At 55.9% G+C, this 12,585-nt stretch carries 14 protein-coding genes and 1 tRNA gene; 10 read left to right on the top strand and 5 right to left on the bottom strand.

Features of this window, described 5'->3' with window-relative positions; all coding sequences use genetic code 11:
* The first annotated feature begins 210 nt into the window (after window positions 1–210).
* Window positions 211–1,257, top strand: coding sequence for a ferrochelatase (hemH, locus tag FR699_RS07785; RefSeq protein ID WP_158855081.1), 1,047 nt, complete (start codon window positions 211–213; stop codon window positions 1,255–1,257).
* Here the strand turns inward: hemH and hemE are convergent, their stop codons facing one another.
* The gene (gene hemE / locus FR699_RS07780) at window positions 1,258–2,265 is read right to left on the bottom strand and encodes a uroporphyrinogen decarboxylase (protein ID WP_154551026.1); all 1,008 of its coding nucleotides are present in this window, start codon (window positions 2,263–2,265) and stop codon (window positions 1,258–1,260) included. It abuts the gene before it with no gap.
* A 134-nt stretch (window positions 2,266–2,399) separates the two neighbouring features.
* Between hemE and FR699_RS07775 the strand changes: the two genes are divergently transcribed.
* From FR699_RS07775 to FR699_RS07735, 9 genes are all read left to right on the top strand, one after another.
* A complete protein-coding gene (locus FR699_RS07775) occupies window positions 2,400–2,783 on the top strand; it encodes a hypothetical protein (RefSeq protein WP_154551027.1) in 384 nt (127 codons plus the stop codon).
* A gap of 76 nt (window positions 2,784–2,859) precedes the next feature.
* Window positions 2,860–3,507 (top strand): adenylate kinase, encoded by a 648-nt coding sequence (locus FR699_RS07770; RefSeq protein ID WP_158855080.1) that lies wholly within the window; start codon window positions 2,860–2,862, stop codon window positions 3,505–3,507.
* Window positions 3,508–3,615: 108 nt separating this feature from the next.
* The gene (locus tag FR699_RS07765; protein WP_154551029.1) at window positions 3,616–4,488 is read left to right on the top strand and encodes a DUF106 domain-containing protein; all 873 of its coding nucleotides are present in this window, start codon (window positions 3,616–3,618) and stop codon (window positions 4,486–4,488) included.
* A 45-nt stretch (window positions 4,489–4,533) separates the two neighbouring features.
* Complete coding sequence (gene cmk / locus FR699_RS07760) at window positions 4,534–5,112, top strand: (d)CMP kinase (RefSeq protein ID WP_154551030.1); 579 nt, start codon at window positions 4,534–4,536, stop codon at window positions 5,110–5,112.
* On the top strand, window positions 5,112–5,996 hold the full coding sequence (locus FR699_RS07755) for an RNA-guided pseudouridylation complex pseudouridine synthase subunit Cbf5 (protein WP_158855079.1): 885 nt from the start codon (window positions 5,112–5,114) through the stop codon (window positions 5,994–5,996). The genes cmk and FR699_RS07755 overlap by 1 nt, the downstream gene beginning before the upstream one ends.
* Before the next feature lie 48 nt (window positions 5,997–6,044).
* Window positions 6,045–6,115: transfer RNA gene (locus FR699_RS07750), tRNA-Pro, on the top strand.
* Between the two features lie 271 nt (window positions 6,116–6,386).
* On the top strand, window positions 6,387–6,725 hold the full coding sequence (locus FR699_RS07745) for a hypothetical protein (protein ID WP_158855078.1): 339 nt from the start codon (window positions 6,387–6,389) through the stop codon (window positions 6,723–6,725).
* Complete coding sequence (locus FR699_RS07740; protein WP_158855077.1) at window positions 6,718–6,876, top strand: hypothetical protein; 159 nt, start codon at window positions 6,718–6,720, stop codon at window positions 6,874–6,876. Before FR699_RS07745 ends, FR699_RS07740 begins: the two co-directional genes overlap by 8 nt.
* A 1,041-nt stretch (window positions 6,877–7,917) precedes the next feature.
* Window positions 7,918–9,288, top strand: coding sequence for a hypothetical protein (locus FR699_RS07735; protein ID WP_233263381.1), 1,371 nt, complete (start codon window positions 7,918–7,920; stop codon window positions 9,286–9,288).
* 147 nt (window positions 9,289–9,435) lie between these two features.
* Here the strand turns inward: FR699_RS07735 and FR699_RS07730 are convergent, their stop codons facing one another.
* The 4 genes from FR699_RS07730 to FR699_RS07715 form a co-directional block, all read right to left on the bottom strand.
* The gene (locus tag FR699_RS07730) at window positions 9,436–10,482 is read right to left on the bottom strand and encodes a hypothetical protein (RefSeq protein ID WP_158855075.1); all 1,047 of its coding nucleotides are present in this window, start codon (window positions 10,480–10,482) and stop codon (window positions 9,436–9,438) included.
* A gap of 91 nt (window positions 10,483–10,573) precedes the next feature.
* Window positions 10,574–11,383 (bottom strand): hypothetical protein, encoded by an 810-nt coding sequence (locus tag FR699_RS07725; RefSeq protein WP_158855074.1) that lies wholly within the window; start codon window positions 11,381–11,383, stop codon window positions 10,574–10,576.
* Window positions 11,376–12,101 (bottom strand): hypothetical protein, encoded by a 726-nt coding sequence (locus FR699_RS07720; RefSeq protein ID WP_158855073.1) that lies wholly within the window; start codon window positions 12,099–12,101, stop codon window positions 11,376–11,378. The genes FR699_RS07725 and FR699_RS07720 overlap by 8 nt, the downstream gene beginning before the upstream one ends.
* On the bottom strand, window positions 12,094–12,438 hold the full coding sequence (locus FR699_RS07715) for a hypothetical protein (RefSeq protein WP_158855072.1): 345 nt from the start codon (window positions 12,436–12,438) through the stop codon (window positions 12,094–12,096). The genes FR699_RS07720 and FR699_RS07715 overlap by 8 nt, the downstream gene beginning before the upstream one ends.
* Between the last annotated feature and the right edge of the window lie 147 nt (window positions 12,439–12,585).

Genomic DNA, 12,585 nt, shown 5'->3' with positions numbered 1-12,585 from the left:
GAGGGTTCGGTGTCGTCTACCCCATGAACAGCCACCTACCGTTCCTGACACGTCGAAGCTGTTGATGGTCCTCCTGCTGTGGATCGACTGTCTGGAGCTTTTCCCCGTGCTCGTCCTGCTGACGCGAGCCTACTGGCGGTCCTAAGCGTCGCCGGTAACTAGTCTGCTGGCAGGCAAACCCCTTTTCCGATCCAGCCGTAAGAACCACGCATGTCAAGTGCCATCCTGCTGTTGAACTTCGGTGAACCGGCCACCCCCGAACGCGAGGCCGTCGTCTCGTATCTCGAACGCATCTTCTTCAACAATCGCGAGATCGAGGGCGACACCACCGAGGCCGAGGCCCGCGAACGCAGTCGCGAATTGGCCGAACGCCGTGCCGGCCCGCTGATCGAGGAGTACGAGGCAATCGGTGGCTCGCCGCTGAACGGCCAGGCCCGCAACCAGGCCGACGCCCTGCAAGCCCGACTTCAGGAACGCGGCCGCGATGTCGAGACCTACATCGGGATGCAGTTCACCGAGCCGTTCATCGAGGACGCCCTGGACGCGGCCATCGACGACGGCCACGACCGGATCATCGGCCTGCCGATCTATCCGCTCTGTGGCCCCTCGACGACCGTCGACGCACTGGAGGAACTGCGGGCGGCCGCCGACGAGCGCGAATTCGACGGCGATGTGCAGGAACTCTCGGGCTGGCACCGCCACCCCGATTATCCCCGCCTGCGGGTGGACAACATCGCCGACTTCGCCGACGAGCAGGGCGTCGACCTGCACGATCCCGATACGGCGGTCGTGTTCTCTGCTCACGGGACGCCACAGCACTACCTCGAGGAGGGCAGTCGCTATGACACCTACGTCACCGAGTACGTCGAGACCGTCGCGGGCCTGCTCGGGATCGACGCGTACGAACTCGGCTACCAGAACCACGAGAACCGGGGCATCCCGTGGACCGAACCCGAGATCGAGGAGGTCATCGAGACCGTCGATGCCGAGCGGGTCGTCGTCGAGCCGATCAGCTTCATCCACGAACAGAGCGAGACGCTTTCGGAACTCGATGTCGAACTGAAAGAGGAGGCCGAGGCGGAAGGCCTCGATTTCCACCGCGTCCCGATCCCCCACGACGACGACCGCTTCGTCGGCGTCCTCGAGGATCTGGTCGAACCCTTCATCGCGGATTTTGACCCCGCCGTCTATCAGTTCCGGCAGTGCCAGTGCCGGGATGAACCGGGGACGATGTGTCTGAACGCGCCCATGGAGTAACTAGCGCTCGATCGATTTTGCCGTCTCGACGAAGGCTTCGACGCCCTCGATCGGCGTGTCTTTGTGGACGCCGTGCCCGAGATTGAGAATGTGACCACGAGCGCCGGCGGCCTCGATTACGTCTCGCGTGCGTTGTCGGACCGTCGCCGGATCGGCAAAGAGGACCGATGGATCGAGATTCCCCTGGACGGCTCGATCGCCCAATTGCTCGCGGGCCGCGTCCATCTCGACGGTCCAGTCCAGACCGACGACGTCAGCACCGGTGGCCGCCAGTTGGTCGAGTCGGCCGCTCATGTTCCGGACGAAGACGATCGTTGGAGCGTCGACCGCCGACAGAATCTCGCGGTGGAGGGGCTGGATGAATTCCTGGTAGTCTGTGGGCGGGAGCACGCTGGCGTACGTGTCGAATAGCTGGACGACGTCCGCGCCGTGCTCGACTTGATAGTTGAGGAATTTCGTGACGGCCTCGGCGAAGATCCCAAGCAGGTCGCCGAATGCGTCTGGATGGCGCGCCCGGAACTGCCGGACGGGGTAGTGATTCCGGGTGGGATGTCCGGCGATGGCGTAGGCGGCAAGCGTGAAGGGGCCGCCAGCGAAGCCGATGACCCCGGTTTCGTCGCCGACTCGCGTTTCGAGGCGGTCGAGCAAGGCCCCGACGTAATCGAGTTCGTCCGGGATGGATGCGTATGCGGGTGGAATATCGGTCGGGCCGGAGACGGGCTCTTCGACGATCGGGCCTTTCCCCGGTTCGATGTGGTAGTCGAACCCGAGCGGTTCGAGGATCGTCAGGATATCCGAGAACATGACCACCCCGTCGGGCCGGTACCGCTCCCAGGGCTGGAGTGTGATCTCGGCCGCGATCTCGGGGGTCGTCACGGCTTCGAGGAAGTCGTACTCCTCGCGGATCTCGCGATACTCGGGGAGGTGGCGACCTGCCTGGCGCATCAGCCAAACTGGTGGCCGCTCCGTGTGCTCGCCGCGGGCAGCCCGTACGAGTAGCTCACTCATCGCCGGGGATTGTGGTCGAACGTGGTTAAGGAATTCCCATGTGACGCTGCTGTGACTGGCCGCCATCTCCTGGAAGCGCGATCGAATTGTTGTAGTCCGAAGATATATAATCATAAAACGTTTAAAATAGGGTGATGGGGAGTTACAATCTCGACGTGCAGACGGCAAAGAATCGGATGACACTCACGTTGGAGGGGCAACTCGATACGTCCGAGGTTGACGCCGTGGTCGATGCGATGGCCGATGGCGCACAGGACCTCGACGATGGGTGGGAATTGATAAACGACATTTCCGGGTTCAAGCCGGCGGCCGCGGCTGCCGAAGCGAGTCTCAAAGACGGGGCCAGGCAGGCGGGCCGACTCGGTATGGATACCGTCGTCCGCGTCACCGGTGAGTCGGTCACGGCTGAATTCCAGTGGGAACGGATCGGCGACGAAGCGTCCTCTGAGGAAGGCTACGACGTTTTCGTGGCCGAATCAGTTGATGACGCCGCGGCAATGTTGGACGACCACCAGTGATCTGGGGCCACCTGATCATACCGAGCGTCAATCGGCAAACGTCACATAGTTAATCACCGGTGGCGAATCCTCCCCTATGAGTCAGCCGAAAATTCTGCTGTTGGGACCGCCAGGCGCGGGGAAAGGCACACAGAGTTCGAATCTCGTCGATGCGTTCGGTGTCGAGCACGTCACAACGGGGGATGCACTCCGATCGAACAAGGACATGGACATCTCGGATCTCGGCTTGGAATACGAGACGCCGGGCGAGTACATGGATCGGGGCGAACTCGTTCCCGACGAAGTGGTCAACGCCATCGTCGAGCAGGCCCTGACCAGCGCGGATGGATTCGTTTTGGACGGCTATCCTCGGAATCTCGACCAGGCCGAAGAACTCGAATCGATGACCGATCTGGACGTCATCGTCTCGCTTTCGGTTTCCGAGGCCGAACTCGTCGATCGACTCACCGGCCGTCGCGTCTGTGAGGAGTGTGGCGAAAATTACCACGTCGAGTTCGACCAGCCAGCCGAGGAGGGCGTCTGTGACGAGTGTGGCAGCGAGTTGATCCAGCGTGAGGACGATCAGGAAGACGCTGTCCGTAATCGCCTCGATGTCTTCGCCCAGAACACCGAACCCGTCATCGAGTACTACGCCGATCGCGACGCGTTCGTCGAGATCGACGGCGAACAGTCCTTGGATGCGGTCTGGGCAGATTTAGAGGCGGCCGTCGAAGACACTGTCTGAGCCTGGATCGCCGCCAACTTTGCAGCCGGAGCGGCGACGTGTTTCGTTGGGACGTGATCGTATGGAAACTACAACGTTGATTTACCTGCGCTCGTTAGAGGGGGTACGATGGCACGGACAGGCAAGAAGATAGACCGTCTCGTCGCCGAGGACGGGAGCATGGAAGGGGCGATCGAGACGGTGCTGTCGACGGCCGACGAACAGGGTACTGTCTCGTGGGGTGACGTCAGCGACGACCTCACGAGCGGCCAGTGGGGCCGACTGATCGAAACTGGCCTGCTGGTCGACGCCGACGGTGACGGGTTCGTCGTCGACGATCCCGAGGGCGTCCAGGAGGCCCTGGAGGTCGCCGAACCCGAAGACGACGAGGAGGGTGGCTGGACGACCTGGGACAAACTCGCCGGCGTCGGCGCGGTATCGCTCATCCTGGGCTACTCGATCCCGTCGATCAAGAACACTGTCGGGACGACGCTCGATACCGTCTTGGGTCCGGTCGAGTCGATGTTGCCCTTCTACATGGTCATTCTCGTCTTGGCGACGCTGACGGGACTCTGGTCGGCCCTCCTCCAGGACAATCTCATGGACATGAGTGGGATGGGTGACCACCAGGAGAAGATGGAACGGCTCAAAGAGCGTCGCAAACAGGCCAAAGAAGAAGGAAACGACGAGGAACTCGATCGTATCCAGCAGGAACAGATGGAGATGATGAGCGACCAGATGGGCATGTTCAAACAGCAGATCCGCCCGATGGTCTGGATCATGCTGCTGACGATCCCGGTGTTCCTGTGGCTGTACTGGCGGACTGGGAATCTGGATCTGGACGGCGTGGCGATCGTCATGCCGTTGTTCGGCGAGGTCGCCAACTGGAATGCTGGGACGCTCGGTCCCTGGCCAGCCTGGCTGTTCTGGTATTTCATCTGTTCGCTATCCTTCAGCCAGATCGTCCGCAAGGCCCTGAACGTCCAGACGACGCCAACCTGAACCGCGAGACACACTGCTTTTTACCGCGCCGTTCGCAGGTGGCATATGTTGATCACCGTCTCCGGCCCCGCCGGCAGCGGCAAGAGTACGCTCGCGGAGAGTCTCGCCGACGCGTTAGACTACGATCACGTCAGCGGCGGCGACATCTTCCGATCGCTGGCCGAGGAACGGGGGATGACGCCACTCGAACTGAACAAGCAGGCCGAAGACGACGAGGCAATCGACCTGGACCTGGATCGACGCCTCCGGACGACGGCCCAGGATCGTGACGACCTCGTGTTAGAATCACGGCTGGCCGGCTGGATGGCCGGTGATCACGCGGACCTGAAGCTTTGGCTGGATGCCCCGCTCACCATCCGGGCTGATCGAATCTCTCAGCGGGAGAACAAACCGATCGAACAGGCCAAAACCGAGACCAAGGAGCGTGGCCAGAGCGAAGCCCAGCGATATCAGGACTACTACGGTATCGATATCGACGATCTGTCGATCTACGACCTGGCGATCAACACTGCTCGCTGGAGTCCCCAGGGCGTGTTGAGCGTCGTCCTGCACGCCGTCGAGTCCTACGAGGCAAACGGCGACGAAGGCAAAGCTCCCATCGACGACATCGACTACGACTTCTAATGACACTCCGTGGCCCGCCTGAAGAACGCTCGCCCGCCGCATTGCTCCAGTTTGGGGTGGTCAACCTCGATAAGCCACCCGGCCCCTCTGCCCACCAGGTCGCCGCCTGGATGCGCGACCTGGCCGACGTCGAGCGGGCGGCCCACGCCGGCACGCTCGACCCGAAGGTGACCGGCTGCCTGCCGATGTTGGTGGGTGACGCGACGCGCATCGCACAGGTTTTCGACGATAGCGTCAAGGAATACGTCGCCGTCCTGGAACTACACGATCGCGTGCAGGCAGCCGATCTGGCGCGGGTCGCCACCGAATTCGAGGGCGAGATCTACCAGAAACCACCCAAGAAAAGCGCCGTCGTCCGCCGCCTCCGCAGCCGGGAAATTTTGGACCTGGACGTGCTGGAACAGCAAGACCGACAGGCCCTCCTTCGTGTGCGCTGTGCGAGTGGCACCTACATTCGGAAACTGTGTCACGATATCGGCCTCGCCCTGGGGACTGGCGCGCACATGGGCGATCTCCGCCGGGTCGGGACCGAGCCCTTCGACGACAGCGAATTGGTGACACTGCACGACGTCACCGACGCGCTTTCGTGGTGGCGGGACAACGGCGATCCCGAACCACTGCGAGACGTTGTGCAGCCAGCCGAACGGGCGCTGGTCGATCTCCCCGCGGTGACGATCGCCGAGAGCGCCGCAGCGTCGGTCGCGGAAGGGGCATCTGTCTACGCCCCGGGCGTGATCGACGCCGACGATGGGCTCGATCCCGCCGCTGAACCGCTCGTGGCCTGCTACACCCCAAACGGGGCTGCGGTCTGTCTCGGACGGCTCGTGGGGGAGCCAACAGCCAATGCGGGGCCGGTCGTGGACCTCGAACGCGTGCTGGTATAACGGACGAAACGAAGGCCTTAACTACGACTCTCTCGATCTTCGAATCGCGGGACCGTAGGGTAGCGGTATCCTCGGCGCATGGGGTGCGTCGGACCCGAGTTCGAATCTCGGCGGCCCCACTCAAACTTTTGACAGATCCGCACACCTATACGTTTAGGTGTGCGAGCGGACATTTTCCTGAGACGGTTTCTCTGGAAATAAGTCGGTCTTTAAGTAGCACCAATATCCCCGACCTCTCAGTTCGCAGACTGCATCATATTATCGAGGTGTCCCGTCGTGAACGGTGGCCGTTCGCTCCGTGTGAGTTCCTTCGTGCCTCGCGTCTCGTCGAGGACGATCGGTCAATCCCTGACAGGAGTTCGAAAGCTGGTTTACAGGGTGGTGATCGGGATGTCTAAATCCCGTCAGCGGCGTCGGCCAGTCATTCACGATAACGGGAACGGCTACCAGCGCGCCCGCTGTCGCGCTTGCGGTACCGACGACTTGGTGTACGTTCACCAGTTGTGTGCGATCGCTGGCGGTGCAGACCCGCATGACGTCTTTTCCGATCTCTACGACGTCCATCATCGCCCACTGGACGAGTGGCTCGATCTCGACGAGGACGTGCCGCCCGCACCGATCAAGGTCGGCGACCTGCTCGTTCCGGCGATCGATACGCCGGAGTCCGTAGAAGTCACGGTACGCTGGGATCACCGCAAAGAAAACCTGCGGGGTGTCGCCGATGACTGATCGTCTGACGGTCCCGTTGTGTGTCGCGTGTCCGTCGATTATCGATGTGCTGAATCAGCTCCGTGGCCCGCCGAAACTTCCAGAACCTGATTGCGCGACGGACCCCCAGGTCCGCCGGGCGATCGAGGCAATCGAGGAGAGTGGTCAGTGATGACGGACTGGTCACAGTTCGTCCGGTACTTCTGTGGAAATTGCGGTGAGGAGTGCATCAATCATGCTGACGCCGAGACCACGCGTCACCGCCTCTGTCGGTCCTGTGTCGTCGCTATCGGTCTTTCTCGCGGCGACACAGCCGCCACAAGCGAGGGCGAGGGAGAGCCGGCGGGCCCGGAAGCGCAACGGAGTGAGCATCCCGGACCGGACCGCGAGCGCCAATCGCGGTCCGCACCGGCTCGACTGACTGGAAGCGCCCCCTCGCGGGGCGACCCGGAAGCCCGAGCGCACTCCCCGAACCCGGAGGGTGAGGGGACTTCTTCGCTGCGGTCGTCGAGAGAGGTTTCCCCGGAGCCGAACCCTCGTGATCGAGGGATTCAGGACGACCACTCAACGTCCGGCACGGTTGACTGATGATCGCCGGACCACAGGTGTGGTCCCCCGCCCGACCCACCCACCGTGTCAATCGTGGGTCCGACGGAGTGCCGGCCCCCTTCACGGGGGTCGGCAGTCCCGTCACGAGTAGCGCAGCCTCTCTCCAGTACACTCGCAGCTTCCTCATTGCGCTCCTATGAGTATCGTCGAGCCACCCGGACACCTGGGCGGACTCGACCTCTCCAGATGTAACACTCCCGAGTTAGCGGACCTGCTGGACGAGCATGATTTGCTCGGCCACGGCCCGCTGATCGACGGGACGCTCACCGAGCGTGACGAGCAACGAGTACGGATAGCGAAGTTCCTCGCGGAGCATCCCGAAGGAACACCGCTGACGCACGTTGTCTCGTACGCGGTGAAAGGCGTCTCGCCGGAGCAGTGCGAACGTGTCGAAGGTTCGGATGCAGACTATCAGTTCGCGTATAGGTTTGTGAACGATCTCGCCGACCCTCAGGAGCCGTACGTGCGAAAATCGGAGTCGTCAGGCGTTCTGATGGTCACGCCCACCCTGCGGCTTCTTGACTTGATTACAGAAGGCATTACTCAAACGGCCACCGCTGACGATCTCCTGTATGATCGCGAGTTTCTGCGAAACAGGCTCTCAATGGTCGATTCAGTGGATGACCGGCTTCGGGACCTGCTCGAAGACGGTTTTACATCCTACCTGAATCGCATTGAGGACTACCGGCTGCTGTTCGACGTCTACATGGTCGACGATCGCGGCGCTGAATCGACGCGTCGGATGACCAAGCGGTACAAGACCCGCTTCAACGATCAAGGACGGATTTCGAAGCAGTTTGCCCGATTCAACGACGCGCTGGAATACGGCTATCAGCACGCCGAGAACGCGGTGCTGTGTACGCTGACGACTGACCCGAAGCGCCAGGACTCGCTGCTCGACGGAATTGACTCGATCAATGAGAACTTCAATCGGTTGCTGTCGTACTTCGACAGCGACCCGTCGACGAAAGGCGACACCCGCAACGAGGGCACGGTCGGCTGGCGTCCCGAACTCGACGACGAGGTGACCGGGCGACCGCGCAAGCGACCGGAGTACATCAAGGCGCTGGAGTTCACCGAGAAAGGGTATCCGCACCTGCATGTCCTATTTTTCGACGTACCGACCCGCGACAAAGACGGGATGCCGTGGCTGTGCGACAAAGGAGAACTAAAAGCGAAGTGGATGGACTACGGACAGGCGGAGATCGTCGACACGTACCCGCTAGTCTATCGCGATGATCTCGCCGACCTGGAACCCGAGTTCCAGAGCGACGAGGGGTTCGTAGACTGGTACCGCTTCGGCGACCACGATCACGGTGAAGCGTGGATTCGAGAGCGGACCCAGGCGCACGACCTGATCGAGTTCGGCGACGACGCCGACGCGATGGAAGCGACCGCCGGCGGATACCTCGGCAAGTACCTGAGCGTGACGTTCGGGTCGCTGCTGGACGCCACGGAGTCCTTCGAGGAGCCCGACGACGCCGAGCGAGAGACGTACGCAGACAAAGCGGCGACGTGGAAACTGGCGCTGTACTGGGCGACGAACCGGCGCTTCTGGTCGTGCTCGAAGGCGATCACCGAGGGAATCAAGCCGAACGAACACACCCGCGACCCGGACGTACGTGAGGCTGTCCGATGGTGTTCGCTCGACTCAGTGAAGAACGCCAGTGAAACGCCGATCCGGGACGAACTCGGGCGGCGTCGATGGGACGATCTCGACGATCTCGAAGCCGCGATAGAACGCGCGATCACAGAGGTCGAACGGCCCGGCGTGCGGTCGACGTTGCCCGAAGAAACCTCGTATCGGTGTCTGATTGACTACCTCGGTGCGTATGCCGTCTGGGACATGCCGAGTGGGTCGCTTGGTCCACAACCGCGCGACCTCGAAGCTGTCGAGGACGTTGCTCAGGATGATGACGAGTTGCCCATGATCGATCGGGAGAATGACCCGCCGATCATCGATGTGTGGACCTGAGAGCGAGCGGCCCGACGGCCGGAGGGCGGAGAACATTCTTGAGAGGTGTGTGCAATGATACTATCCCTGATGACGGAAAACTGAAGCTGCCTGTACGAAAGCTTGATAGTCCGCGCTCTCCGGCAAGGATTGATCGATTTTGGCCCCTCATTCATTTGATTGCTGAATCTCCCAATCGAATACCGCGAATTGATACAGATAAGGGAATGATATGACAAAAAATATTACTAAAATGAATATAACAGCGGTAATATTGACCGCTAAGGAGATATCTGGGACAGACACCCCAAATGTGGTTGATAATAATTGTCTGAAGGAAGATAGATTTTGAGCAAGTATGAATGTAGCAACTATAGTTGAAAACACACTAAGTCCGGTTGAAAACCGATTGATAGATTCAGAATATGTTTTTATCTTATCATATGCTCTAATTTTGTTCTGTATCTCGTCTAATAAATGCTCTATATCATCATCATCTTCTGCAGATACAATGGTTCCCTGCATAAATCGATGTATATGCCATGTGTCTTTTTTATCACATCTACACAAAACCACTTGTTCATCCAAATCTGTCTTTACTGCCGCAAAATCTGATTGACCTGTATTGATGCCGAAATTTGGAGCTACAGGGACTGCATCTCCTACCTCTCTTCGTATCGAATATCCACTGTCCTTAAGATAATTTTGAATGCTATTTTGTATCTTAATTTTGTACCCTTCAACACTAACTTCATCTGCAAATCCTGCTGCAATTGTTTGCTGATAACTATTTATATGGCGGCGAAATCTTTCTTCAAAATCATCCTCAAACGGCTCATACCACGCAAACACATGATCGTGATCTCGAAGGTGAAGAGAATCTAAAAATCCAATCCCAAACTCTAATGATTCTGGTTGAAGATTATATCTTTCTAATTCATCTTTGTCGAAGAATATTATAAAATCGATATCGGACCCATTGAACCTTCCCCGTGCATCGAATCTTGTCTCCGAGATCTTCGTTAATGAAAACTCTTCGAAAATTCCTGTTTCGCGTATCCACTTCTCCCACTCGTCCACTAAACTATCTGATTCTAGTTGATACTTTGTAACTTGCTCACCATCCTCTTCGTCATCTTCTGGTGTTAGAGTCCGAATGTTGAATATAGTCTGAAGATTAGATAAATATCTATCATTAATATCGTGTTCTTCCAAACATTGTGTCAATTCCGACTCATTATATGACAATTCCAAGACTGAAGATACTTTGTGGTGGAATATACAGCGGTGTAGTATCTTTTGTTCTTCAGTCAAGGTCATAGAGATCAGTCACTTCTTGCAAGGTATTGATCGGTTGAGTCCACTCCCTTTCTGATAGATAAACAATATGAGGGACGAGTTCTTCAAATTCCCAGTCGCTCAAATCATTTTCTTCTGAGCAGTATTCGAAAAATTGCTCTAAATGCTCCTCACCATCTGTTGGAAGCTCTGCATTGTCCATCGATGTTACTTCGGACATACTATCTGGATCTGGGATACCATTCTTTGATATTTCAATACATAAGTTAGCAATGATTGATTTAAATAATCGAGTTTCTGCTTCGGTCAGTCTTTCTTGATCGAAATAGTGAGAGATGAGGTTATTAAATCCATAATTTGTATCATCTCTATATCGGTCAATTTTTGAGGGGGACTTCCCGAATAAATAATTCTCAACATGTGTCTGGATATGGTCCGATAATGGACTTAAGTATTGTTCTACTTTCTCGATCTCATTTAATTCGGCCAAGACTGCGTCCAAAAGCTGGGGTTGGACATATGTTTGACAATTCACCCGACCCTTTTGATCTATTTTTAGGAGTACGTTTCGCTCTGGTTCAAGTGGTTCTCCTTCATACTCCACTCTAAATTTAATCAAATCGATTGTTCCGGCATCGTCCGTTTCTCGGACTGGCCGTGCACCCCTCATATTGTGACCTTCTGTGCCTTTAAACGTAGCACCTTCTAGAGCTGCCAATTGTACATCAAACCGCAAAGTCGATGTGTTCCCCTCCATTTGCCTCTCTAACAGTAATAGCTTCGTCTCATTCAATTCCTTTGCAAATTTATCACTCATTGTTTTCTCCCCCTTGATCTTCGGAAGAAGATGCTTCAATAGTCTGTTGTCCAAGTCTATCCACAATCAATGTGATTGCTTCTTGATGTTTTTTGTCAACTCCTGAGTTTGAGATGACAACTGAATTCAGGTCGATGTAAATTCGCGCTTCAATTGTTTCGTTTGACATCACCCGAACTGTATGCTCTGGATTAGCGCTATAAGCGACCTGCTCCCCACTAGAATTGATAATTTCTACAGGAGTTTCTTGGCTTGGACTATATTCTTCTTCTCGAATCGGTGTTTTGAACTCCAAATCAACAAAGTTCATTTCAGACCCAAGATGGGGATTGATATTGTTTAATTGTAATGTAGTTAATGTCCCATCAATATCTTCAGTAAACTCAATATCCTCTAAATTCCTGCAATTATCTTCAAGGGTATCCTCATCGATCTTGTTGGGGATTTCAAATAGCCTTATATTGAACGGGTCTCCTCTTTTCCCTTCTTCCTCAAAGAGATCATCAATGAATTCATCGAATTCTTCATTACTTGTCTCAATTCTAATACGATTAATAGTTTCTTCTTGTGTTAATTCATCTATTTGGAACTCAGACTCAATATTTTCGTCAATGAATTCAGAAACAACATCACTTCTCGTCGAAAACGAACTAGCTGGAATCCGATCGATCTTTTCATTTTGAGTGTATTCGTCTCGGAAAAAGAATTTATTACTCATCACTATCACCTTCATATTGGACGTAAAGAGGAGTTTGCTGCTCAATTTCTTGCAGCCTCATATACAAATCGCGTACCTCATTTGCTGCATTCCCAATTTCGTCATGGTGTTTGACTAGATCACCGAATGCCTCTCCTACGTGCTCATCAGTTATTCGTCGATCTTCCGCTTCGTCGGCTAGAATTGCTGCTTGATTCCAAATTGCAAATGTAATTGTTTCTAGATGAGCGACTAGTTTATCTCTTCCATCGGTGCCGACTTGTAGCTCTGTTTCTTCACGTAGATGTTTTCGAAGTATTTCTGGATCGATGAAATCGTCTAAATCATCATCAGCCATGGGATGGTACTGATGTCCCTTGCACAAAACATTAATCCACTGTATTTATATTGCAGTTGTATGATATCAACTCATATAAGTATTTTACTACCATCTCATAGTTCCACTTTCAGTTATTTTCGCATTTTCTGTGTTCACCAGATGGTC

Source organism: Halorhabdus sp. CUG00001 (genome assembly GCF_009797925.1).
GTDB lineage: Archaea > Halobacteriota > Halobacteria > Halobacteriales > Haloarculaceae > Halorhabdus.
Note: the sequence above shows the minus strand (reverse complement) of the source record. Positions and strands in the feature narration are given on the sequence as shown.

What these genes read in the sequence shown, in the direction of transcription:
- hemH (WP_158855081.1), top strand. Translation starts at nt 211, where the DNA reads ATGTCAAGTGCCATCCTGCTGTTGAACTTCGGTGAACCGGCCACCCCC.
- cmk (WP_154551030.1), top strand. Translation starts at nt 4,534, where the DNA reads ATGTTGATCACCGTCTCCGGCCCCGCCGGCAGCGGCAAGAGTACGCTC.
- FR699_RS07770 (WP_158855080.1), top strand. Translation starts at nt 2,860, where the DNA reads ATGAGTCAGCCGAAAATTCTGCTGTTGGGACCGCCAGGCGCGGGGAAA.
- FR699_RS07740 (WP_158855077.1), top strand. Translation starts at nt 6,718, where the DNA reads ATGACTGATCGTCTGACGGTCCCGTTGTGTGTCGCGTGTCCGTCGATT.
- FR699_RS07775 (WP_154551027.1), top strand. Translation starts at nt 2,400, where the DNA reads ATGGGGAGTTACAATCTCGACGTGCAGACGGCAAAGAATCGGATGACA.
- FR699_RS07715 (WP_158855072.1), bottom strand. Translation starts at nt 12,438, where the DNA reads ATGGCTGATGATGATTTAGACGATTTCATCGATCCAGAAATACTTCGA.
- FR699_RS07735 (WP_233263381.1), top strand. Translation starts at nt 7,918, where the DNA reads ATGGTCGATTCAGTGGATGACCGGCTTCGGGACCTGCTCGAAGACGGT.
- FR699_RS07745 (WP_158855078.1), top strand. Translation starts at nt 6,387, where the DNA reads ATGTCTAAATCCCGTCAGCGGCGTCGGCCAGTCATTCACGATAACGGG.
- FR699_RS07720 (WP_158855073.1), bottom strand. Translation starts at nt 12,101, where the DNA reads ATGAGTAATAAATTCTTTTTCCGAGACGAATACACTCAAAATGAAAAG.
- hemE (WP_154551026.1), bottom strand. Translation starts at nt 2,265, where the DNA reads ATGAGTGAGCTACTCGTACGGGCTGCCCGCGGCGAGCACACGGAGCGG.
- FR699_RS07755 (WP_158855079.1), top strand. Translation starts at nt 5,112, where the DNA reads ATGACACTCCGTGGCCCGCCTGAAGAACGCTCGCCCGCCGCATTGCTC.
- FR699_RS07765 (WP_154551029.1), top strand. Translation starts at nt 3,616, where the DNA reads ATGGCACGGACAGGCAAGAAGATAGACCGTCTCGTCGCCGAGGACGGG.
- FR699_RS07725 (WP_158855074.1), bottom strand. Translation starts at nt 11,383, where the DNA reads ATGAGTGATAAATTTGCAAAGGAATTGAATGAGACGAAGCTATTACTG.